The following is a 21,208-nucleotide window of genomic DNA, read 5'->3' as shown; positions in this document are numbered from 1 at the left end:
CCCAGTGTATCTGGCGCCATGCCAGATACACTTCTCACGAGCTCTCGACAAAAGCGATACACACTGCCCCCTTAATCTGGTCACACCTTAACCAAGGAGACCAAGATTATGAAAACCACCTACGCAGGACTGGCAGCCACCCTGGCTATCGCATTGTGCACCTCCGCCGCACACGCCGCAGAACCCAAGAAGGAAATGGAAAAGTGCTATGGCGTGGCGAAAGCCGGCCATAACGATTGTGCCGCGGGCCCGGGCACTTCGTGCGCAGCAACCTCCAAAGTCGACTACCAGGGCGATGCCTGGGTGCTGGTCGAAAAAGGCACTTGCACCTCCATCAAAACCCCTAAGGGCTACGGCTCGCTGAAGGCGAAGTGATGAAGCGTGCCATTGCATCGGTGATCGCCCTGGCAGCCGGCCTTGCCGGCGCGGCACATGCCACCGCACCGGCCGCCCAGCCAGCCGCGAAAAACGTTGTGATCGTGCCGGGCGCCTTCATCGACGCTTCCAGCTGGCGCGTGGTGCACGACACCCTGCGTCTGAAAGGCTTCAACGTCACCGTGGCCCAACTGCCCCATACCTCGCTCGACGACGACATTGCCATCGTCCGCAAAGCGATTTTCCAGCAGTTCGGCAACGTGATCGTGGTCGGCAATGGCATTGGCGGCACGGTGATGTCAAATGTGGCCACCGGCGACAAGGTCAAGGCGCTGGTGTATGTGGCGGCCTTGATGCCGGAAGTCGGCGAAACCTCGCAGCAGCTGTTGTCGTCGATACCGGGCGCCGGTGAAGGCGTCAAGCCGGACCGCGCAGGCTTCCAGTTCTACGACACTGCGCGCTTCCAGGCCGACCTGGCCGCCGACCTGACGCCCAACCGCGTCAACTTCATGGCGGCCTCGCAAGTACCGGTCAGCAATGTGCTGATGGGAACGCCAAGCTGGTTCGCCACCTGGCACCAGAAGCCAAGCTTCGGCATTGTCGCCACGCAGGATCGCCTGGTGAGCCCGGAACTGCAGCGCTGGATGTACAAGCGTGCCGGCGCCAGGGTCACAGAAATCGCAGCAAGCCATGCAGTACAAATTTCGCAGCCGGAAGCGGTCGCGAAAGTCATCGAAGACGCTGCCCTCAGCGTCCAGTAAGTCCTACTTTAACCAAAGGAGATTCATCATGAGCATCGCTACCAAAACCCGCGCTGGCCTGGCCGGCGCCGCCGCCCTGATCGCACTGGCATCCCTGTCGGCACCATCGTTCGCTGCAGAAAAAGTGAAGGAAGAACCGGGCCGCTGCTACGGCATCAACACCTGCAAGGGCACCAGCTTGTGCGCCACCGCCAAGAACGACTGCAAAGGCCTGAACCAGTGCAAAGGCCAGGGAGTGCTGGTAAAAACCCCGACCGAGTGCAAGGCACTGGGCGGCACCCTGACCGAAGCCAAGTAATCCAAACGGAGGCACACCATGCATGCCCATCGCTTTGGCCTCGGCCTGCGCCGCGAGCACTACCGCGATTTCCTCGAAGGCGACGTCGACGTGGATTTCGTCGAAGTGATCTCGGAGAATTTCATGGTCGCCGGCGGCCAGCCGCGCGATATCCTGCGCCGCGTGAGGGAGAAGCATCCCGTGGTGCTGCATGGTGTGTCGATGTCGCTTGGTTCGGCCGACGGTTTGCGGCCGGACTACCTGGCCCGCCTGTGCGCCCTGGTGGAAGAGATCGAACCGATGTTCGTCTCCGACCACCTGAGCTGGTCGCGCATCGGCCGCTTCAATTCGCACGACCTGCTGCCGCTGCCTTACACGCAGGAGGCGCTCGACATCATCTGCAACAACATCGACCAGGCGCAGGAAGCACTGGGACGCACCATGCTGGTCGAAAATCCTTCGAGCTACCTGACGTATGCCGAGTCCAGCATGACGGAATGGGAATTCATTTCCGCCATGGCCAAGCGCACCGGCTGCGGATTGCTGCTGGACGTGAACAACGTCTTCGTCAGTGCCAGCAACCACGGCTTCGATCCGCTCGATTTCCTGCGCGGGGTACCGATGAACCGCGTATGCCAGATCCACCTCGCCGGCCATAGCCAGGGCGACGGCCTGCTGATCGACACCCACGACAGCGCCGTCAACGATGCGGTGTGGTCACTGTACCAGCAGACGATCGCACGCTGCGGCCCTGTGGCCACCATGATCGAGCGCGATGGCGATATCCCGCCGCTGGCCGACCTGCTGGCCGAACTCGATATCGCGCGCCATCTCGCAGCGCACAGGGAGGCAGCATGAACCTCGCCAATCTCCAGGGCGATTTCCACGCCATGCTGGCCTCATCGACGCCCGTTGCAGGCGTGCCGGCCGGCCCTGGCCGCGCGGTCTACCTGAACAACTACCGCGCGCAGCTTGTCGGCTGCCTGGAAGAGAGCTACCCGCAACTGCGCGCCTTCATCGGCGAAGAAGCCTTCCTGCATGCTGCCGCAGCGCACATCAAGCGCCGCCCTCCACACGCCTGGACGCTGGACGCCTACGCCGACGATTTCTGCGACACGCTACAGGCGCTGTTCCCCGACAATCCGGACCTGCACGAACTGGCCTGGATCGAGCATGCCTTGGACCAGGCGTTCATCGGCCCCGATGCCGCGCCTGTCGCTGCCGACGCACTGGCCGAAGTCGACTGGGAGCACGCCAGCCTGACGCTTGCGCCAACACTTCAACTGCGCATTGCCACCACCAACGCCGCCGACTTGTGGTTCGCCCTGCGCGACGGCAGCAGCAACCTGGAAGGCGAAATGCTTCCCGCGCCCGGCGGCCTGCTGGTCTGGCGCCAGGGCTTCGTCTCCTGCCTGCGAGCACTGGACGCCATCGAATTTGCCGCGCTGACGCACCTCCAGCGCGACGGCAGCTTCGCCGGCTTGTGCGCGTTGCTGGTGGAACGCGTCGGCGAAGAACAAGGCATCGCCAGCGCCGGCGCCATGCTGGCCGACTGGCTTGGTAGTGAACTCATTACCGGAGTTGAAAATGAATGAAACCCGCCGCCTGTTCCTGCTATCCGCCCTCACCGGACTGGCAGGGACCGCAAGCCTCGCCTTCGCACCGGCACTCGCCGGCGCCGCGCTGCCCATCCGCAGCGCCACCGAAGTGCTGCGCGCAGTAGCCGCAGCACAGCCTGCACTCAGCTACCACGCCGCCGGCCCTGACGACGGCCGCCCTATCGTGCTCGCCCGCAGCCCGGGCGATTCCATCGACCACTACACCGAAATTGCATCGCTGTTGGCAGCGCAAGGCTACTTCGTTCTGCTGCCGACGCTGCGTGATGCGGATGCCACGGCGCTCGGCCAGGACCTGCTGACCTTCATCGACAGCCTGCACATCCCGGAAGCGGTCTTCATCGGCACCGGTCAGGGAGCCCAGGCAGCGCGCGCCGCCGCCAGCCATCGCCGCACGCGCGTCATCGGCCTCGTGTTGGCGGATGGCGGCACCACGCCAACGCCTGTCCCGGCAATCGGCCTCGCCGCCAGCGCCACCACGCAACAAATCGCCGATGCAGCCATCACACTGGCGCGCCAAGGCAAATGGCGCACCTGATACCTGACAAAACGGAGACCACCATGAACACCAACTTCGCCCGATCCCCAGCCGCCGCAGCCACTTCCACCGGCACCATCGCAGGAGGCATCGCAGCGCTCCACGCACTTGCCGCGCGCCTGCTGCCCCCATCGGTACAGCTGCTCGCGGCCCGCCTCGGCATTGCCGCAGTCTTCTTCCTCTCCGGCCGCACCAAAGTCGAAGGCTGGTTCACGCTGAAGGATTCGACGATCGACCTTTTCCGCTACGAGTACATGCTGCCCCTGATCCCACCGGAGATCGCCGCCCCCATGGCCACCTTCGCCGAACACGCCCTGCCACTGCTGCTGGTCGCCGGCCTGTTCACCCGCTTCGCCGCCCTCGGCCTCCTTGCCATGACCGCCGTCATCGAGATCTTCGTCTATCCACAAGCCTGGCCGACCCACCTGGGCTGGGCCGCCTTACTGCTGCCTCTGATTGCTCAAGGCGGCGGCAAGTTCTCAATCGATCACCTTTTGCAAAAGCGTTCGGCGAAGGAACCTTGAGTCAAATTCGCGTGCGTTAGCTGGGGACGGGAACGGTAACGCTTGACTGACTGATGCCAACGATTGCTGAAAATTCCATCATTTGTTACTATTCAAGCGTAGACAAGCGCAGGATTTGTAGAGGTCGCTTAACGGCGGCAGCCCGAACGGGTGGGAACCTCGAACCTGGGGTCTACTTTACTCAAGGCTCACCAGCTTGGTGAGCCTTTGTTTTTCCGCGTCGTCCCCACACCAGATCTTCAGGCCGTAACCATCGGCTCGACGGTCTTTTCTGTAAATTGTCGGCTTCAATATTTCTAGATACCGACTTTCGACCTCTCCATACTGAGTTTTGTTTACTGCGAAGAACACACTCGATGCCACTGCATCCGCGAGCTGTAGGCCTGCCAATTTGTCGTGATTTACCGCGCGCACGCTGTCGCACGTGATCGCAGGCCAATGAATGTTGATATCTGCACCTGCCCTGGCTTGTTGCGACAGCAGTTCCAAGTAGGATCTCAAGTCGTCATATGACATCGCAGACCGATTCGAGAAAATGAGGTCCGTGTTACAAGCACCTCCGATTGCGTGGTCTCTGCATAACCAACTAACACGTTCTAGTAGCAGCCTGGTGCTGTAGCGGTAAAGCTTGTGCGCCTCTTGCTGAAAGTTCTCCGGATTGTTAATTGAAGGCTTATGAACAAGTATACTTACAGTTCGCACGGGTAGTGTTCCCAATAGGCGCACGTAAGGCACTCGCTGCTCGTGTTTCAGTTCACGGAAATGCAGTACGAATTTATCCGGCTTGCCGAGCAGCTGCCTGACATCCTTCGCAGCCTTCACTAATTGCAAATCGTTCGATTTTCGTACAATAGTCGCAGATAGAACGAACCAGCGCGAGCTACCACGTTCGCCCTCCAGAAACTTGAAACCTTCATCTCCCGCTTCATCGATATAGGCGACGAAATCTGCAGCCATCACTCTTCCTCGATTATTGTCAAGAAGTCAGATAATTATAGAGGTGCACTTTACGGGGGTTTTGATTTGCAGCATTGGCTGCACAACAACCACGCAGGCGCAAATAGAAAAAGCCCAGCCGGTGAGGGCTGGGCTTTTGGAATGCTGGTGCCGGCTGCAGGACTCGAACCCGCCACCTGATGATTACAAATCATGAGGAGAGCGAAATCTTCGCTGTTGATGTCCTTTCCTCGCCAGCCATGAAATCAAGTAAATCAAATACTTACCAAATTTGATTGATTGATTTGCATTGATGTTTTGTGAACGATATACTCCGTGCCGGGTTACATGGTGGTTACACGGAAGCGGAGCAAGACAAGCAATGGCAAAGGTGAACTTCACAGCGGGGCGCGTCGCGGCCTTCCAGTGCGAACAAGGCAAGAGCCAATCCTTCCTTTGGGACAGCGGCGCTCCAGGCCTCGGGCTGCGGGTCACCGCAAAAGGCGCACGCTCATACATGTTTCAGGCCAAGCTACGCGGCGAAACAATTCGTATCACGATTGGCGACCCGGACACCTGGCCTATTGATGCCCCCACTGATGGAAAAGGCAAACCAATGGGCAAGGGCGCCCGCCAAGAGGCGCGCCGATTGAAAACGCTGGTGGATGAAGGGAAGGATCCGCGCCAGGTCAAAGAGGACCAACTTGCGGAGGAGCGCGCGGCTAGAGAGGAAAAAGAAGCACAGGCCAACGAAGCATTGGCGAAGCAGGAACGCGAAGCTGTCACTCTGGCCGTGGTATGGGATGCATATATAAAAGAGCGGACCCCGTATTGGTCCGCGCATCATGTTGTCGCCCATCGAAAAATTGCGCAGCCAGGAGGCGAAAAGCGAAAGCGCGGTCCCGGCCTTACCGTAACCGGGCCGCTGGCGAGTCTGATGAACGTCCGCATGTGCGACCTCAGCATGGAGTGCGTCGAGGTGTGGGCGCGCGAGGAGTCTCAAGTACGTCCGTCTAGTGGACGCCTCGCCATCCGACTGCTGAAGGCTTGCCTAAACTGGTGCGCGCAGCACCCTACCTATTCCGCTATCGTCGCAGTCAATGCAGCAAAGAGCACGAAGGTTCGAGAGGTCTTGGGTAAGCCGCGACTGCGAAACGACGTTTTGCAGCGCGAGCAGCTAGGAGCGTGGTTCGAGGCGGTGCGGCAAATTCGAAATCCGGTAATCGCCGCCTATTTGCAGTGCTTGCTCATGACTGGCGCCCGTCGCGAAGAGCTGGCCTCCTTGAAGTGGGCTGATGTGGATATGCGCTGGAAGAGCCTGAAATTGGCCGACAAGGTTGAGGACTTCCGAATGGTTCCGCTCACTCCGTACGTGGCGAACTTGCTGTCCAACCTACCCCGCCGCAATGAATGGGTGTTTTCGAGCCCAGCGTCCGAATCCGGCCGCATTGCCGAGCCGCGCATCGCGCATAACGAAGCGCTTGCAGTAGCTGGCCTGCCGCATCTGACGCTGCATGGGCTGCGCCGCTCGTTTGCGAGCCTCAGCGAGTGGGTCGAAACGCCAAGTGGGATTTCGGCACAAATCCAAGGCCACGCGCCGCAAGGTGTTCGCGAACAGAACTACATCCGTCGTCCGCTAGATCTACTTCGCAAATGGCACTGCACGATTGAGGCCTGGATTCTTAGCGAGGCTGGAGTTGAATTTGAAGAAGTGAGCCAAAGGCTTCGCGTGTTGGCATCGTGAATCGGCATTGCATATCTACTCTAGGCGCCCGTAGTAACATTGCGGCCTTCACCAAACACCCACAGAACAAATGTGCGATAAGACTGGCCTCCACAGCGAGCCATTGATGCTGAACTCGCTTGAAGAGGCGGCCACATGGCTGTCCGAGAGCCAGGGTATTACGTGGACTCCAACCCGCATTCTCGACCACGTCGTCAGAATGGGGCTCAAGGGCGCCGCGTCCGACAGTAACGCACTCACTTCTTTGACTGTCGCATTACCTGACGATGAAGTCGTTGGAATCTATCGCTTGGATTCCCAAGTCCGAAGGTTGGCGGCACTTCGTCGAGGCGTCACGTTTCATATCGATTTGATGCAAGCATTCGACTTGCTGGAGCAAGGCCACGCTCTTGTAGCTGCGATACCAAGTGGGACTTCCAATAGCGCACTGGAGGTTGCTCTCGAACCGCCTGGCAAGACTGTCAAGGTGACACGCGACATGATTAGAGTGTCCCGGCACGGACTAAAAGCTCTTGAGCAAGCTGCTCGCTCCGGCGGGAGCTTGGTGCCGTCCAATCAAGTGAAGGCGCTGTCGGAGCTGCCACCGTCTGAAACCGAATGGACAGACATGATGGTTGTAGTGCGTTCCGTCGCAATGGACTATGGATGGAATTCCGAGACCTGGTTTCCCTTAGCAAGGAAAGCGTTGAACTCGCTAGAGGAATGGGATGGAGGACTTCTTTCGACTCTTAGGCTCGGGCCAAGGTTAGCGGCATCCCGAAAACGCGGCGTTGAAAATGGCGCGCTCCTGACCTCGCAGCAACTCATTGATGCGTTCGGGGACCTGACCACGTTACAGCTGTCTAAGACTTTGGCGAATGGGAAAGCGCTATGGTTGAAAGGTATCCGGAAGTACAAGGGCAGCCGTGGGAAGGGCGACAATAGCCTATGGCACCCCGTGGAATTTGCAATTGCACTTGAGGACCGTTACGGCGTATCTCGCTCTCGCTTGACCGCTCGGTTCCAGACTCGAACCGAGCTCGCCCCGTGGCTGGAAGAGTGGTCGGAAAAGTCCTCATATGGCGAGGAAGCCCAGCGATAGTCGTGACCTTAGGCTGCTGGACTGTAATGCAAACTGGGCGGAGGGATTTTTGGCTATGAAAAATCGCGGGGCAAAGCACGTTACGAACGTCATAGCGAATTTTGAGATGTCGCCAAGGAGTCAACTGGGATTCTTCGTGATGGGTGTGCTCTTCATCGCACTATTATTTCTTGATGATTTCCGAGCTTCGTCGAACCCGTTGCAATTGCTTGGAACCGCCGTATTCGCGCTACTTTGCCTATTTGCCGGTGTACCGGGAACCCTCCTGCCAAGGCGTCTTTGGGACTATGGAATAGAGATGAGTGAGAACGGCTTCGTCTACTATGAGCCCCTCATGACGGTTAGGTTCGTTCGTTACACCGACATTGAGCTCATCGTAGCCGAGACCAGGAGCGACGGTGACGACGACACTATCACCCAACTTATCGTCCATGCTCTCGATACCGTAGCGCGGCTAGATGAGGGAATAATTTTCGGCACGGACGTTTTGGAGGAGTTGAAAGCGCTTCCAGGATTTAACGAAGAAGCGTGGCTGAACGCGCTATCCGCCGAAGGCTGCCCAAAGTTTGGGCTGCTTGCGAAGCAAACTGTTTTGCTGGATGTGACAAAGGACGAGTAGAGATATCAGGCGCCTGAAAACAGGGGCAACCTTGGAAATGATTTCGAATTGCCCGACCTTATTGCCCGATTTTCGAGGTATGTAGGGCACCGCCACTAGAAAAACCACGAATCTAATTGCCTGAGTAGCGCTGGCAAAAGGCTGGCAATTTTTACTGAGCCCTCTTTATCAACACTGAGGCTTAGTAATGAATTCCCATCAATCTATCGTATCTCTGAACAACGAACGCCGGGCAGTCCTGGACACCAACGAGGCAGCATTTCACTTGGGCCGTCGCCCACAAACCCTCCGCAAGTGGGCGTGCTTGGAAAATGGTCCTATCCGCCCCATCCGGATCCACGGCCGTTTGGGCTGGCGCGTCGAAGACCTGAAACGCATCGTCGGCATGGAAGTGGGCGAATAATGACGACCAAGTCCATTGTGCGCGCCGCGTCGTCCCGGGCGCGCGCCGTTAGGGCTGTTCCACGGAACTACGACCGCATAAACGATGATGTTCACTTCCTCGCGGCGGCGACGTTGAGCAAAGAAAAGATGGAAGTCTCATCTAATTCCTTGGTGATTCTGACGGCAATGCGCCACAACCTGCGCGAGCTCTACCGCGACTTGCCTTGGGCCGTGCCCGACGGGATAGATCTTTCCCGCAGCAATCGTAACCGCGTCCTGGTTGGCCCTGGCTCTGCGGCCGAAGTAAGCGCCCTTGCAGATGCATGGATTAAGTCGGCTGGCGTAAAGGTTCGGAAAAACGCTAGCATGGCTGTTGAGATTGTCTTTAGCCTGCCCCGCAACATGTTGATCGATTTCGAACAGTATTTCCGCTGCTCGACCGAATGGGTGGAAAGCTATTTTGCTGCGCCAGTTCTGAGCTCGGTGATGCATGATGACCAGCAGCATCCACACGCCCATGTGCTATTGCTTCCGCTGAAAAATGGGAAGTTGATGGGGTCTGCCCTCCTGGGCGACCGGCGAGCTACCACTGCCATGCAAGCGGACTTCCATGAAAAGGTGGGCAAGAAATTTGGCATGAAACCACCCAAACGTAAGCGCAAGCGTAGCCTGCAACAAAGGAAGCTCGCGCTTGACGTGGCGGCAGGCTTTGTGGCGGCACACAGCAGCCTCTCGTCCGAAGCCCTCATCGCCCTGCTAGCCCCGCACCTCAGTGACCCCTTCTCGCTGCTCACGAAGCTTGGCGTACCGCCGCTGCAGCAGCTCAACGAAAATTCGTTCAGGGGGATGATGACGCGCCCGTGCAAGCCAGAAGCTAGGCGCGCGCACTAAGATGAAAAATGGAAAACACCTATGCTCTGTTAGGTGTTTTTTCTTAGCCAAGCTTTGTAAGGACTAATCGACCAGCATTGCGTTACTCAAACTAGTTCCACCAATCCAACCCTTCCATAAACCTTTGCGGCTGCATTTTCAGTGCCTTTAACCAGTCGGCAAGCTCGACCACATCGAGTCGGCGGTCCAGGGCCTCAATCTTAGCCACGTAGGATTGATGCTTACCGAGCTGCTTCGCCAGCTCAGTCTGCGTCACACCACAGCTAGTCCGTACCTCGACCAGTTTCTCAATCAATTCGGCGTAATGTGGACGGTGGATAGATTTCATCCCCCGATGGGACCATCCACTAGAAATTATCCCAAAATGGGATAATTGCCTTCTGCGTTAGCCGTACGAGGCTAAGCCCATTAACGACACACATGAGGATGAGATGTTGATTGAGTATTGCTGCCTAGTAGAAGGCTCTGAAGCCCTGCACGTCTTGCGACCACGGGAGCCTGGAGCAAACGATAACCAGCACGTTCTGGTATTTCAGGGGGCGCGCGATTGGGCATTGCTCTGCCTGAACGGGGATTGGGAATACGAAGCAGCAATGCACTGCCTTTGCCTGGCAGCAGGATACTTAGCCGAGGGGGATGGAACACGACGCAAATCGTTCTCCGTGGGCAGTTATTCGAAAGCGGGAGTGCCTCAAGCGCGCTTCGCAGTCGGGGCCAAAGTAGAGGTAGCGAGAGGCGAAGAGAACTATGGGAGTCTCGGCCGCCTTTCGATTAGGCTCGCGGACGATGCACAACAGCCGTTTCAACGAACGGGGACGCGAAGCGGTATCAGTGACTTGAACTTTAGCGTCAATCGTACCAATGAGGAGCTAAGCCAAATTGGCAAACTCATCTCCCGGCTAGCGCAAGCCAGCTTTGAGCCAGTCTTTGAATCAGCGAGAAACGATTGGTTTGTTCCACACTTTTTGGACGAAGTCCTCGAACGCTTTCCAATCTCACTTGATGCGCTGGCGCATGGAGGCCGCGTACTCAACGCGACGGCGCATATTGCCGAGGTCTGTCCAGCAGGCTTTTCGTCACTTTGGCTAGATGCGCTATCTGAAATTCCGACTTTCGAGGTGGCGACTTGCTTGGACTGCGAGGGCTACTTTCCGCGTAGGCTCGGACAGAAATGGATGAAGCAATGCATTGGATGCCATGGAGGCAATCCGGCGACCGCCTTCAACAAAGAGGCGCTCGATGGCGCCAATCGTGTTGAACCATGGCTTGTCGCGTGCACATCTGGGGAAAATGACGAACTAATTGGTGTCTAGCTTGGTGTGAAGGAGTCCTAGCCAAGGGCGGGGGCTATCAAAAGTCTGAGCGGGTCGGAGCCAGTACCGAAGCCTCCCTTACAGCTCATAAATGTGGACAAAAAAAGTTATTCTGCGGCTATCCAACGCGAGCCGAAGACTTCACCGAGAAACTGAAGTAGTGGCCGGGAGCCTTTGAAGACATGCTTCTAAACAGCGCATCTATCCGAACACCACTTTTGACCGCCGCAGATACTCCAAGAAACTGCAAGAAGTAACCTTTACTTCTTGCATTGCACAAAGGGCAGGAATCTTATAGTTAGCCTTCGTCTTCGGAAGTGTTTTTTGCAGAGCTTCATTCGTGACAAGCTCTACACCATAGATCCGCGCGGTAGCGACAATAAACAGATCATTTTCCCCCACCCCGCCCCCGAAGTGCGCTCCGATTTCCAACAATGCTTTATAGCTCAACGCTTCAGTTGCAATCGGATCGCTGATAGCCAAATAGTTAACATCTTGGTCGCAGAGCCAAGCATGACACTCTGGCGAAACCTCCTCCACCTCATCCAGCACGACCTCCGAAAGACATATGTTTCGGCTGTCAAATTCACCCTCTAGCCAGTGCCATAGGTTAGGAAACTGATCTATAGGGTAGTTGTCCCAAGCATAGACAATCGAGGAGGTATCAAAGACCAGCATAGTGCCTTTCAAGCTCATGCAGGTCGTTTAATTTCAACCCATCCAGATACTTGCTGGCTTTCGACAAAGAAATTCTGCGCCCGCTCAATGCGTCTAGGACTGCTCGAACGAACGTCTCGCCGAAAATGTGTTTGGGTTCACGATGTCGATATAATCTTGCCGCACGCTCTGGCTCCGGTTTCGGTAGAGCATCTCTCCACGCACGATAAGCTACGTACTTTGCACTTGAAAGCCGCTGAGCATCCATAAGACGGCGAAGGATTACTTCACCGCTTACGCCCCATGCCCGCCGTTGAGGTTGGAGCCAGTTATCGAACAGAGAAACGTCATCCGGGCGCTCTTGGTCCCTAATTTGTCGAAGAAATTCGTCCGGTACGAGTAAGTGACCCGCGAACGCATTTGCATCCCGCTCAGCCCCCATATGGGAGTACATATCGTCTTCGTCATCAATCGAGCTCTCTCGATGCAAAAGAAGGTGCCCTAGCTCGTGCATCAGCGTGAAGGCTTGCCTGGTTTCGGCGCGCAGCTTCTTAACCACGATTACGGGACATTCTTCATCATAGAGGGTGAAGCCCAGTATCGGACTATCGCTGGCAATTTGCCACTTCCCGTTATATCCGTTGCTTCGAAATACTAGTATTCCCTTGCTCTCAATCGCAGCCCGGTAAGTCTCAAATGTATTGTGAGCCCCAAGACCAAGCCACTCACGTGCAAGCCTTGCCGCAGCCACCGGATCCTTAGAAAGTCTTGGAAACTCAAATTGCGGGAGGTCCTCCTTCGTCATTTCTTCACGCAACGCCAAATACACTGCACGTTGCTGTTCGACGCGTTCGATAAAGAGCTTGATTCGAGCTGACAATTCAGGCTTCTGATTCGTCAACGTGCGGAAAGCCAACGTATGTACCTGCTCAGCTTCGATAGGATCTTGCTCAAGGAAAAACAGCACGCCTCTCCCAAAGTAGCTCGCAATTTTCCCCAACTGTTTGAAGGTAAGACCACTTCCATCCTCACCACTTATCACTTTTGCCAAACTGGCAGCCGCAATATGCGTATCGACGGCAAGCTGCTCCACGGTGATGCCAAAATCGGCACAACACCATGCAATGCGACTCGCGTTGATTGAATGAATACGTTCCATAGTTGGGAAGAAATAGCCTACCGGCAATCGATTCGTTGCCGTTATGACATATCGCCAAGAAAACCGCAACACTATCATAACTCGAACTGTGCGGCACATCGCGAACAAAGGTAGTTCCCAGACGCCGTGTGCTGGCGGTCGAAAGGTTGGGCCTCAACTTTGCGACGATCTGATTTCGACTGTCAATCACCTTAGCCACATAATAGGACTATACTGTATGAAATCACAGTGTTTCTACTGTATGCCCTCCGTTCCATCGTACTCGCAGCAATTCTTGAACTACCTTATGTTCTTCTCGTTACGTGACAATTGGTGAATTTTTCCTCTCTGCAATCTGGTAATGTTGTGATCACATAGACCACTGTTGTTGCTATTCTAATCACACATTTGAGAAAGCTGGGCGCATGACGATTAATTTTGACGTAGTAATCGATACCACTGAAGATTCGGTGGACATGAAATCAGGGCTTGATACTCTGCAAGGCGTTTCAGATGCAACAAGGTATATTGCAGAGACAGTCCTCGGTGAGCGAGTGCCCGAACGACAGTCCCACAAGGCAAAAGTGCGAACAACCTTGAGGCAAAGTTTCAAGGGTTCATATGGGCAAAAATTCAGTATCGATATTTATGACGAGAAATTTCAAAAGCGCTTCACTAAAATCGGAAGAGCAGTCTTTGCAGAACTCGTTGCGTATTACCTGAACGATTCGATCTACAAGGAGGCTCGTGAATTAACTGAAAAGGCCCAAGCAGTCATTACGCAACTAGGAGATAAATCTGATGAACTGGTTCAGCAGCTTCGGGTATCGTCGCTGAAAAATATTCATGAAGTTTCAACAAAATTTGGTCATGACGTAAAGATTCGTTATCGGAAGAGTCGTGAAGAGCAAATAATATTGGCGGAGTTTGACGACAATACCGCAAGCGTGCTTGACGCAGAAAAGTCGGATGAAGAAATGCAATTCGTAGCAAGGATTAGTCGTTTAAATACCAATACCGGAAATGGGCGGCTTCAAATCAAAGGCGAGAACGAGACAGTTGCCTTTGGTTTCAGCGGTGAATATCAAAGTTTAGATTTTGCCGTCAAACAGCGATTCTCTGAGAATCTTCATTATAACAACGGAAAACCCAGCGAGCATTGGCGCTATCTTGATATAAACGCTTCCCCTATACGCCTTCGAGACGGAAAAATTATTAAGTACATCATAAATTGATATGACTCTTACTCGGTACATAGTAGCTGCCGCCGCAGCCATGGTTGCGGCATTTGCTTTCTACGTTATCAAATTCCGCCTCATTCTTGGCTATGGCTTTGCGGATGACTCAGCAATTTGGGGCCAATTTGGTGACTATATGGGTGGATCGCTCAACCCTATTCTGAGTTTTATATCAATTGTATTACTCATTAAGTCGCTGAACTTGCAAAATCAAGCAAACGTAGACTTGAGAGAAGAACTTAAAGATAGCAAGCAAACCGAAAAACTGCGGTCATTTAGTACGCTCTTCTTTAATATGATCGCCTCACAGAAAAGTCTTCTGGATAGCTTTATCGTTAACGCCCCACCCGGAAACGGCATGTTGAGACCAGGGCCAAACACAATAATTTATATTGAGGATGAGCTAGAAAATCTAAGAGGTAACGGCGCTGACGATAAAGCCATAGTCAACTTCCTTAACCAAATTGATGGGGATGAGCGGATTTATGGCATCCTCAGAGGGTTTTATATCACAGTAAAAATTGTCACAGAAAAATTAAGCGACTCAAACGGATTTACAATTGAGGACAGAAAAGATCATCTAATGACATTAATCAACTTCACTGATTTCGCTCAACTACGGTTAATAGTCATTGCAATTCAATTCTTCGACGCCCCTGCGTCTTCATATCTCCGCGACAATATTGAACTGAACGCTGTTTTGCAAGAGGTTGGGCTTGGTCTCGACCTGTACTAGGGTCACAAGCTGATCAGGCAAATTCACATGATTTACCTAGGTCTACGCACTCGCTGGATTGAAGTCAGCGTCGCTGGCCGGGCAGGCCGGCTAAAGGGCTCCCACATGCCGCGTCAAGGCAAAAGGATGACGACAAGGCGAAGAAATTCGACGGAACGGTAAAAGCGTTCCGGGGACGTGTTGGTCCGCTTCCTCCAGAAGACCTACCGAGTGCTTTCAAGAGGAATGAAGGGTTTCTTTCCGAGATAAGTAATTCAGATCGCGGCTCGGGGATCAGGTGACTGCGCTTGTAATTGTTGAAAGCGGGTTACATGGCGGTTACATGAGAGGGCGAAGGACGGGGAAATGAAAAAGGGCTACGTGCAGTTCGCTCGTAGCCCTTTGTTTTTACTGCTAAATTCTGGTGCCGGCTGCAGGACTCGAACCCGCCACCTGATGATTACAAATCAACTGCTCTACCTGATGAGCTAAGCCGGCTGTAAAACTTCCGCCGCGATTATACGCTATTTAATGCGAGTCAGGGTTGGACGGCCACCTTTCTTTGGTGGCTCGCCGCCATCGTCCGGTCCATTATCGTCTTCGCTGCGCGGCGCAGGGGCGCTTGGCACGGAAGACAGGGTCGGCGCTGGCGCAACTTCTTCGACCGCTGCAGGCATTTTCGGTGCTGGCGCCTGGCCCAGCAGCGGTTCAAACGCCATGCCCTGGCCGTTTTCGTTGGCGTAGATCGCCATCACGTTATTGACCGGCACGTAGATCTCGCGCGACACGCCGCCGAAGCGGGCGTGGAAGTGGATCGCGTCGTTGTCCATCTTCAGGCCGGAAGTGGCGCCGAAGCTGATGTTCAGGACGATTTCGCCCTTCCTGACGTATTCCATCGGGACCTGGGTTGCTGCGTCGACCTTGACTGCCAGGTAGGGGGTATAGCCGCAATCGGTGCACCATTCGTAGATGGCGCGCAGCATATAGGGCTTGGTGGAGATTTCTGCCATGTTCAAACTATAAGTTGCGGCGCGCTCCATGGGCGCGCCGCAGGGGCCGCAATTAGCGACGCATTACTTTCTCGGACGGAGTCAGCGCTTCGATGTAGGCAGGGCGCGAGAAGATACGCTCGGCGTACTTCATCAGCGGCGCTGCGGTCTTCGACAGCTCGATGCCGTAGTGGTCCAGGCGCCACAGCAGCGGAGCCACGGCCACGTCCAGCATGGAGAACTCGTCGCCCAGCATGTACTTGTTCTTCAGGAACAGCGGAGCCAGGGTGGTCAGGCGGTCGCGGATTTCTGCGCGGGCCTTGTCGTGGCTCTTGTCGCTCGCCTTGTTGCGCTCGCTTTCCAGCGTGTGCACGTGAACGAACAGTTCCTTCTCGAAGTTGAACAGCATCAGGCGGGCACGGGCGCGCATCAGCGGGTCTGCCGGCATCAGCTGCGGGTGTGGGAAGCGCTCGTCGATGTACTCATTGATGATGTTCGATTCGTACAAAATCAATTCGCGCTCGACCAGGATCGGTACCTGGCCATACGGGTTCATGGTCGAAATATCTTCCGGCTTGTTGAACAGGTCAACATCGCGCACTTCAAAGTCCATGCCCTTTTCGAACAGGACCAGGCGGCAGCGCTGGGAGAATGGGCAGGTAGTGCCCGAATAGAGAACCATCATTTTCCTAGTTCCTTAGAAACAAAGGGGGCGAGACCGCGAACGGTTCACCCCAGTTGGGCCGCCTGACGTATCAGGCGGCGCAAACACGCGCCGGAAATCCGGCGCACGCAATTATTTGACTTCTTTCCAGTACGACGCGTTGAGGCGCCATGCCAGGGTAGCGAAGATAGTCATGAAGATCAGGACCCATACGCCCAGTTGCTTGCGCTTCTGGGCGGCCGGCTCGGCCATCCACTCCATGTAGCCAACGATGTCGGCCACGGCGGTGTCGTATTCCAGCTTGCTCATGCTGCCCTTCGTGACTTGCTCGAAGCCCACGAACTTGTGCATCTTCTTGCCGTGCTCGTGTGGATCTTCCACTTCTTCGAACTTGGCGGACTGAACGCCCTGCAGCTCCCACAGCACGTGTGGCATGGCCGCATTCGGCAGCACCATGTTGTTGAAGCCGGTTGGGCGGGTGTCGTCCTTGTAGAAGGTACGCAGGTAGGTGTACAGGTAATCGCTGCCGGTGTTCGACGGCGTTGCCTTGGCGCGGGCGATCACGGACAGGTCAGGCGGCACGGTGCCGAACCAGACTTTGGCGTCCTTGGCCGGCATGGCGGTGGTCATCATTTCGCCCACTTTTTCGCCGGTGAACAGCAGGTTGTTCTTGATCTGCTCTTCGGTCAGGCCCAGGTCGCGCAGGCGGTTGAAGCGCATGGACGACGCATTGTGGCAGTTCAGGCAGTAATTCACGAACAGCTTGGCGCCGTTTTGCAGGGCGGCCATGTTGTGCGAGCGGTCCGGGGCCTTTTCCAGGGGGAAGCCGCCTTCGTTGGCGAAGGCCAGCGCTGGTACCAGGGCCAGGAGGGCCAGCAGTTTCTTCGAAAAGATCATTTATTAGTCCTTTGCTTAGCGTTCTGGTCGTCCGATTAGTGCGCGTGGAACACAACGCGGTCCGGCACCTTCTTGAACGTACCCATCGCGCTCCACCACGGCATCAGCAGGAAGAAGCTGAAGTAGTACAGGGTCGCAATCTGAGCGATGATCGTGCCGACTGGGCTTGGCGGCTGGGTGCCCAGGTAGCCCAGGGCTACGAAGGCGATGGCCAGGCCGGCGTACACATATTTGTGCCAGTCAGGACGGTAACGAATCGATTTCACCGGCGAATGGTCCAGCCATGGCAGGAAGGCCAGGATCACCACCGAACCGCCGAAGAACACCACGCCCCAGAACTTCGCATCCAGTGCACCTGGCAGCATGCCGACGATCATCAGCAGCGCGATCACGCTGACGGCGATCTTGACCATGCCCGACAGCTTGGACTTCATCCACAGGAAGGCGGTGTAGGCAGCGATGCCGACCATCAGCACCCACAGGAAGTCCGAGGTGGTGGCGCGCAGCACCGAGTAGAAGGCGGTGAAGTACCAGGTCGGAGCAATGTGCGGCGGGGTCTTCATCGAATCGCCCGGCAGGAAGTTGTTGTACTCCAGGAAGTAGCCGCCCATCTCAGGCGCGAAGAACACCACAGCCGAGAAGATGGTCAGGAACACGGACACGCCGAACAGGTCGTGCACGGTGTAGTACGGGTGCGATGGGATCGAATCGACTGGGTGGCCGTCCGGGCCCAGGTTTTCTTTCACTTCGATGCCGTCCGGGTTGGACGAGCCGACTTCGTGCAGTGCGATCAGGTGGGCAGCCACCAGGCCCAGCAGGACCAGCGGAATCGCGATCACGTGGAAGGCGAAGAAGCGGTTCAGGGTCGCGTCGGACACCACGTAGTCACCGCGAATCCACAGCGACAGGTCAGGGCCGATCAGCGGAATCGCGCCGAACAGGTTGACGATCACCTGGGCGCCCCAGTACGACATCTGGCCCCATGGCAGCAGGTAGCCGAAGAACGCTTCGGCCATCAGGCACAGGAAGATGGCGAAACCGAACAGCCAGATCAGTTCACGTGGCTTGCGGTAGGAACCGTACATCAGGCCGCGGGTCATGTGCAGGTACACGATGATGAAGAAGGCCGAGGCGCCGGTCGAGTGCATATAACGCACCAGCCAGCCCCATGGAACTTCGCGCATGATGTATTCAACCGATGCGAAGGCCAGGCCGGCGTCCGGCTTGTAGTGCATGGTCAGGAAGATGCCGGTGACGATCTGCAGCACCAGGACCAGCATGGCCAGGGAACCGAAGATGTACCAGAAGTTGAAGTTTTTCGGGGCGTAGTATTTGCCCCACTGGTCGTTCCACAGCTTGGTGGCAGGGAAGCGGTCGTCGACCCAGCCCATCAGCTTCTTGGCTGCAGGTGCGTCGGCAGGGAATTTGGTTTCCTTGAATGCGGCCATGGATTATGCCTCGCCTTTCTCGTCTTTACCGATGATCAGCTTGTTGTCGCCCAGGTACATATGGCGCGGCACTTGCAGGTTGTCCGGAGCAGGCTTGTTCTTGAATACACGGCCAGCCAGGTCGAAGGTCGAGCCGTGGCATGGGCACAGGAAGCCGCCGAGCCAGTTATCCGGCAGCGAAGGCTGTGCGCCTGGGGTGAATTTCGACGATGGGGAGCAGCCCAGGTGGGAGCAGATGCCCACGGCCACCAGGATTTCCGGCTTGATCGAGCGATGCGGATTGCGGGCGTATTCCGGCGTCAGGTCGTCGGGGGTACGCTCGGATTTTGGATCGGCCAGTTCAGCTTCGTCTTTCGCCAGCGTTGCCACCATTTCGGGGGTACGCTTGAGGATCCAGACTGGCTTGCCGCGCCATTCGACCGTTTTCATTTCGCCCGGCTGCAGCGTAGAGATGTCCACTTCCACCGGTGCACCAGCTGCCTTCGCGCGCTCGGACGGCTGGAACGTGCTTACCAGGGCGCCAGTTGCACCCAAACCGACCACACCACCTGCCGCACACGTTGCGACGAGGAGACCGCGACGGCTCGAATCGACCTGCTTCTCGTTACTCATACAAACCCCAATCAGTCAAAAATCCAAAATCTTTATTGTTAACAAAGCTTCTAGCAACCTTAAATTATAAAGGAGTGATGTTGCGATTTAAAGCAAAACCTTGCAATTAGCTAATCCATCCCAATGTTGCGCCTCTTGCGTGTTCCATGAATTTGCAGCAAAGTTGATACAAATCCATAAATTTTTGGAAGGAATATGTTATGGGAACGATGCAAGAATTTAAAGAATTTGCAATGAAAGGCAATGTCACCGACCTGGCGGTCGGTGTCATCATCGGCGCCGCCTTCGGCAAAATCGTCGATTCCCTGGTAACCGACGTCATCATGCCTCCGATCGGGATGCTGTTGGGCGGCCTCGATTTCGCGAACTATTACATTCCTCTCAACGGACAGGCGCACAACCTGGCCCTGGCTGAAGCGAAAAAACTGGGCGCTGTGATCGCCTACGGCAATTTCTTCACCATCCTGCTGAACTTCATCATCCTGGCCTTCGTGATCTTCCAGATGGTACGCCTGGTCGCCAAGCTGCGCCGCGCCGAAGCGCCGGCTGCCGCACCGGCAGAACCTGCACCACCTTCAGAAGATATCGTGCTGCTGCGCGAAATTCGCGATTCTTTGCGAAAATAGGAGTTAACTCCCATTTTGTAGCAATACCGCCATGCGAAGACTCTGGTTATTGTTTGCACAAACGGTGACCATCGCATTGGCACTGTACTTTGTATACACGGCCGTGCAGCGGCCGGCCGTGCTCCCCAAGCCCGTGCCGACTGCCGCGCACACGGCAATCCTGGCCGACGCCAGCGCCCCGCCTTCTCCGGGATCGTACCGGGCCGCTGCCAGCCGCGCCATGCCGGCCGTGGTCAATATCCTGACTACCAAGGCGGTGCGCAAGCGCCATCCGCTGTCGCGCGATCCCTTCTTCAAGCGCTTCTTCGGCGACCGCGACGAGGAGGATGACCAGAACAGCCTTGGTTCCGGCGTCATCGTCAGCCCGCAGGGCTATATCCTGACCAACTACCACGTGGTGGAAGCGGCCGACGAGATCCAGGTGGTGCTGCCGGACGGCCGCAAGGCTGCCGCCAAGATGGTGGGCACCGACCCGGAAACCGACCTGGCCGTGGTGCGCATCGAGTTGGACAAGCTGCCGGTGGTCGCGCTGGGCCAGGTGGAACAGGCCAAGGTGGGCGACGTGGTGCTGGCCATCGGCAATCCATTCGGGGTCGGCCAGACCGTCACCATGGGCATCATCTCGGCCCTGGGCCGCAACAACCTGCACATCAATCACTTCGAAAACTTCATCCAGACCGACGCCGCCATCAACTTCGGCAATTCGGGCGGCGCCCTGATCGATACCCAGGGCAACCTGCTGGGGATTAACTCGGCCATTTACTCCCAGACCGGGGGTTCGGTCGGCATCGGCTTCGCGATCCCGGTCAGCACGGCACGTTCGGTGCTCGATGCCATCATCAAGGATGGCCACGTGGTGCGCGGCTGGATCGGCGTCGAATCGCAGGAAATCACGCCGGAACTGGCGCACAGCTTCGGCCTGGCGCGCGATTCGGGCGCCATCATCGCCGGCGTGGTACGCAACGGACCGGCCGACAAGGCCGGCATGAAGCCGGGCGACATCCTGCTGTCGGTGGACGGTAAGCCGGTCAAGGACACCAATGAAATGCTGAACCTGATCGCCCAGCTCGCGCCGGGCGGCCAGTCGACCATGCGCATCCTGCGCAAGAGCCGCGAAAGCGATCTCCAACTCACCGTGGGCAAACGCCCCCCAGCCAAAAAATAA

At 56.2% G+C, this 21,208-nt stretch carries 25 protein-coding genes and 1 tRNA gene; 16 read left to right on the top strand and 10 right to left on the bottom strand.

What is annotated here, in order from left to right:
* Window positions 1-108 precede the first annotated feature (108 nt).
* Genes ACN9MW_RS03075 through ACN9MW_RS03045 form a run of 7 tightly spaced genes read left to right on the top strand, consistent with a single transcriptional unit; the run spans window position 109 to window position 4,091 of the window.
* Window positions 109-375, top strand: coding sequence for a BufA1 family periplasmic bufferin-type metallophore (locus ACN9MW_RS03075; RefSeq protein WP_090436148.1), 267 nt, complete (start codon window positions 109-111; stop codon window positions 373-375).
* Window positions 375-1,136, top strand: coding sequence for an alpha/beta fold hydrolase (locus tag ACN9MW_RS03070; RefSeq protein ID WP_426167468.1), 762 nt, complete (start codon window positions 375-377; stop codon window positions 1,134-1,136). The genes ACN9MW_RS03075 and ACN9MW_RS03070 overlap by 1 nt, the downstream gene beginning before the upstream one ends.
* 28 nt (window positions 1,137-1,164) lie before the next feature.
* On the top strand, window positions 1,165-1,434 hold the full coding sequence (locus ACN9MW_RS03065; protein ID WP_426167466.1) for a hypothetical protein: 270 nt from the start codon (window positions 1,165-1,167) through the stop codon (window positions 1,432-1,434).
* Window positions 1,435-1,452: 18 nt separating this feature from the next.
* Complete coding sequence (locus ACN9MW_RS03060; protein WP_426167464.1) at window positions 1,453-2,271, top strand: DUF692 domain-containing protein; 819 nt, start codon at window positions 1,453-1,455, stop codon at window positions 2,269-2,271.
* Window positions 2,268-3,008: a putative DNA-binding domain-containing protein gene (locus tag ACN9MW_RS03055; RefSeq protein ID WP_426167462.1), complete on the top strand. Its 741-nt coding sequence runs from the start codon at window positions 2,268-2,270 to the stop codon at window positions 3,006-3,008. The genes ACN9MW_RS03060 and ACN9MW_RS03055 overlap by 4 nt, the downstream gene beginning before the upstream one ends.
* A complete protein-coding gene (locus ACN9MW_RS03050) occupies window positions 3,001-3,567 on the top strand; it encodes a hypothetical protein (protein ID WP_426167460.1) in 567 nt (188 codons plus the stop codon). The genes ACN9MW_RS03055 and ACN9MW_RS03050 overlap by 8 nt, the downstream gene beginning before the upstream one ends.
* Before the next feature lie 23 nt (window positions 3,568-3,590).
* The gene (locus tag ACN9MW_RS03045) at window positions 3,591-4,091 is read left to right on the top strand and encodes a DoxX family protein (protein WP_426167458.1); all 501 of its coding nucleotides are present in this window, start codon (window positions 3,591-3,593) and stop codon (window positions 4,089-4,091) included.
* Between the two features lie 177 nt (window positions 4,092-4,268).
* Here ACN9MW_RS03045 and ACN9MW_RS03040 read toward each other — a convergent pair whose 3' ends face one another.
* The gene (locus tag ACN9MW_RS03040; RefSeq protein WP_426167456.1) at window positions 4,269-5,048 is read right to left on the bottom strand and encodes a DUF3800 domain-containing protein; all 780 of its coding nucleotides are present in this window, start codon (window positions 5,046-5,048) and stop codon (window positions 4,269-4,271) included.
* Between the two features lie 361 nt (window positions 5,049-5,409).
* Here ACN9MW_RS03040 and ACN9MW_RS03035 point away from each other — a divergent pair, with 361 nt between their 5' ends.
* The 4 genes from ACN9MW_RS03035 (at window position 5,410) to ACN9MW_RS03020 (ending at window position 9,746) form a co-directional block, all read left to right on the top strand.
* Window positions 5,410-6,771, top strand: coding sequence for a tyrosine-type recombinase/integrase (locus tag ACN9MW_RS03035; RefSeq protein ID WP_426167454.1), 1,362 nt, complete (start codon window positions 5,410-5,412; stop codon window positions 6,769-6,771).
* A 106-nt stretch (window positions 6,772-6,877) separates the two neighbouring features.
* Window positions 6,878-7,852 carry a hypothetical protein gene (locus tag ACN9MW_RS03030; RefSeq protein WP_426167452.1) on the top strand — a complete coding sequence of 325 codons (975 nt, stop codon included), beginning with the start codon at window positions 6,878-6,880 and terminating at the stop codon, window positions 7,850-7,852.
* A 49-nt stretch (window positions 7,853-7,901) separates the two neighbouring features.
* Entirely contained in the window at window positions 7,902-8,471 is a 570-nt protein-coding gene (locus tag ACN9MW_RS03025; protein ID WP_426167450.1) for a hypothetical protein, read from the top strand.
* 402 nt (window positions 8,472-8,873) lie between these two features.
* On the top strand, window positions 8,874-9,746 hold the full coding sequence (locus ACN9MW_RS03020; RefSeq protein ID WP_426167448.1) for a plasmid recombination protein: 873 nt from the start codon (window positions 8,874-8,876) through the stop codon (window positions 9,744-9,746).
* 91 nt (window positions 9,747-9,837) lie between these two features.
* On the opposite strand, the gene ACN9MW_RS03015 is transcribed toward ACN9MW_RS03020, so the two are convergent.
* Window positions 9,838-10,074, bottom strand: coding sequence for a helix-turn-helix domain-containing protein (locus ACN9MW_RS03015; RefSeq protein WP_426167446.1), 237 nt, complete (start codon window positions 10,072-10,074; stop codon window positions 9,838-9,840).
* A gap of 103 nt (window positions 10,075-10,177) precedes the next feature.
* On the opposite strand from ACN9MW_RS03015, the gene ACN9MW_RS03010 reads away from it, so the two are divergent.
* Window positions 10,178-11,059 carry a hypothetical protein gene (locus tag ACN9MW_RS03010; RefSeq protein WP_426167444.1) on the top strand — a complete coding sequence of 294 codons (882 nt, stop codon included), beginning with the start codon at window positions 10,178-10,180 and terminating at the stop codon, window positions 11,057-11,059.
* Window positions 11,060-11,260: 201 nt separating this feature from the next.
* Here ACN9MW_RS03010 and ACN9MW_RS03005 read toward each other — a convergent pair whose 3' ends face one another.
* Together ACN9MW_RS03005 and ACN9MW_RS03000 are read right to left on the bottom strand one after the other, a co-directional pair.
* On the bottom strand, window positions 11,261-11,737 hold the full coding sequence (locus ACN9MW_RS03005; RefSeq protein WP_426167442.1) for a DUF4411 family protein: 477 nt from the start codon (window positions 11,735-11,737) through the stop codon (window positions 11,261-11,263).
* On the bottom strand, window positions 11,724-12,875 hold the full coding sequence (locus ACN9MW_RS03000; protein ID WP_426167440.1) for an ImmA/IrrE family metallo-endopeptidase: 1,152 nt from the start codon (window positions 12,873-12,875) through the stop codon (window positions 11,724-11,726). The genes ACN9MW_RS03005 and ACN9MW_RS03000 overlap by 14 nt, the downstream gene beginning before the upstream one ends.
* Window positions 12,876-13,279: 404 nt before the next feature.
* Here ACN9MW_RS03000 and ACN9MW_RS02995 point away from each other — a divergent pair, with 404 nt between their 5' ends.
* Entirely contained in the window at window positions 13,280-14,089 is an 810-nt protein-coding gene (locus ACN9MW_RS02995; RefSeq protein WP_426167438.1) for a hypothetical protein, read from the top strand.
* A gap of 1 nt (window position 14,090) precedes the next feature.
* Complete coding sequence (locus ACN9MW_RS02990; protein WP_426167436.1) at window positions 14,091-14,828, top strand: hypothetical protein; 738 nt, start codon at window positions 14,091-14,093, stop codon at window positions 14,826-14,828.
* Window positions 14,829-15,229: 401 nt separating this feature from the next.
* Here ACN9MW_RS02990 and ACN9MW_RS02985 read toward each other — a convergent pair.
* The 6 genes from ACN9MW_RS02985 to petA form a co-directional block, all read right to left on the bottom strand.
* Window positions 15,230-15,305, bottom strand: a tRNA-Thr gene (locus ACN9MW_RS02985).
* A gap of 26 nt (window positions 15,306-15,331) precedes the next feature.
* A complete protein-coding gene (locus tag ACN9MW_RS02980) occupies window positions 15,332-15,817 on the bottom strand; it encodes a ClpXP protease specificity-enhancing factor (RefSeq protein WP_426167434.1) in 486 nt (161 codons plus the stop codon).
* Window positions 15,818-15,869: 52 nt separating this feature from the next.
* Complete coding sequence (locus ACN9MW_RS02975) at window positions 15,870-16,481, bottom strand: glutathione S-transferase N-terminal domain-containing protein (RefSeq protein WP_057266034.1); 612 nt, start codon at window positions 16,479-16,481, stop codon at window positions 15,870-15,872.
* A gap of 111 nt (window positions 16,482-16,592) precedes the next feature.
* Window positions 16,593-17,357, bottom strand: a complete 765-nt coding sequence (locus tag ACN9MW_RS02970) for a cytochrome c1 (RefSeq protein ID WP_426167431.1) — start codon at window positions 17,355-17,357, stop codon at window positions 16,593-16,595.
* Between the two features lie 35 nt (window positions 17,358-17,392).
* Window positions 17,393-18,805, bottom strand: coding sequence for a cytochrome b (locus tag ACN9MW_RS02965; protein WP_426167429.1), 1,413 nt, complete (start codon window positions 18,803-18,805; stop codon window positions 17,393-17,395).
* 3 nt (window positions 18,806-18,808) lie between these two features.
* A complete protein-coding gene (gene petA, locus ACN9MW_RS02960) occupies window positions 18,809-19,417 on the bottom strand; it encodes a ubiquinol-cytochrome c reductase iron-sulfur subunit (protein ID WP_426167427.1) in 609 nt (202 codons plus the stop codon).
* Between the two features lie 200 nt (window positions 19,418-19,617).
* On the opposite strand from petA, the gene mscL reads away from it, so the two are divergent.
* Together mscL and ACN9MW_RS02950 are read left to right on the top strand one after the other, a co-directional pair.
* Window positions 19,618-20,043 (top strand): large conductance mechanosensitive channel protein MscL, encoded by a 426-nt coding sequence (mscL, locus tag ACN9MW_RS02955; protein ID WP_426167425.1) that lies wholly within the window; start codon window positions 19,618-19,620, stop codon window positions 20,041-20,043.
* A gap of 31 nt (window positions 20,044-20,074) precedes the next feature.
* Window positions 20,075-21,208, top strand: coding sequence for a Do family serine endopeptidase (locus tag ACN9MW_RS02950; RefSeq protein ID WP_426167423.1), 1,134 nt, complete (start codon window positions 20,075-20,077; stop codon window positions 21,206-21,208).

The organism is Pseudoduganella sp. R-34 (assembly GCF_049904655.1).
GTDB lineage: Bacteria > Pseudomonadota > Gammaproteobacteria > Burkholderiales > Burkholderiaceae_D > Rugamonas.
Note: the sequence above shows the minus strand (reverse complement) of the source record. Positions and strands in the feature narration are given on the sequence as shown.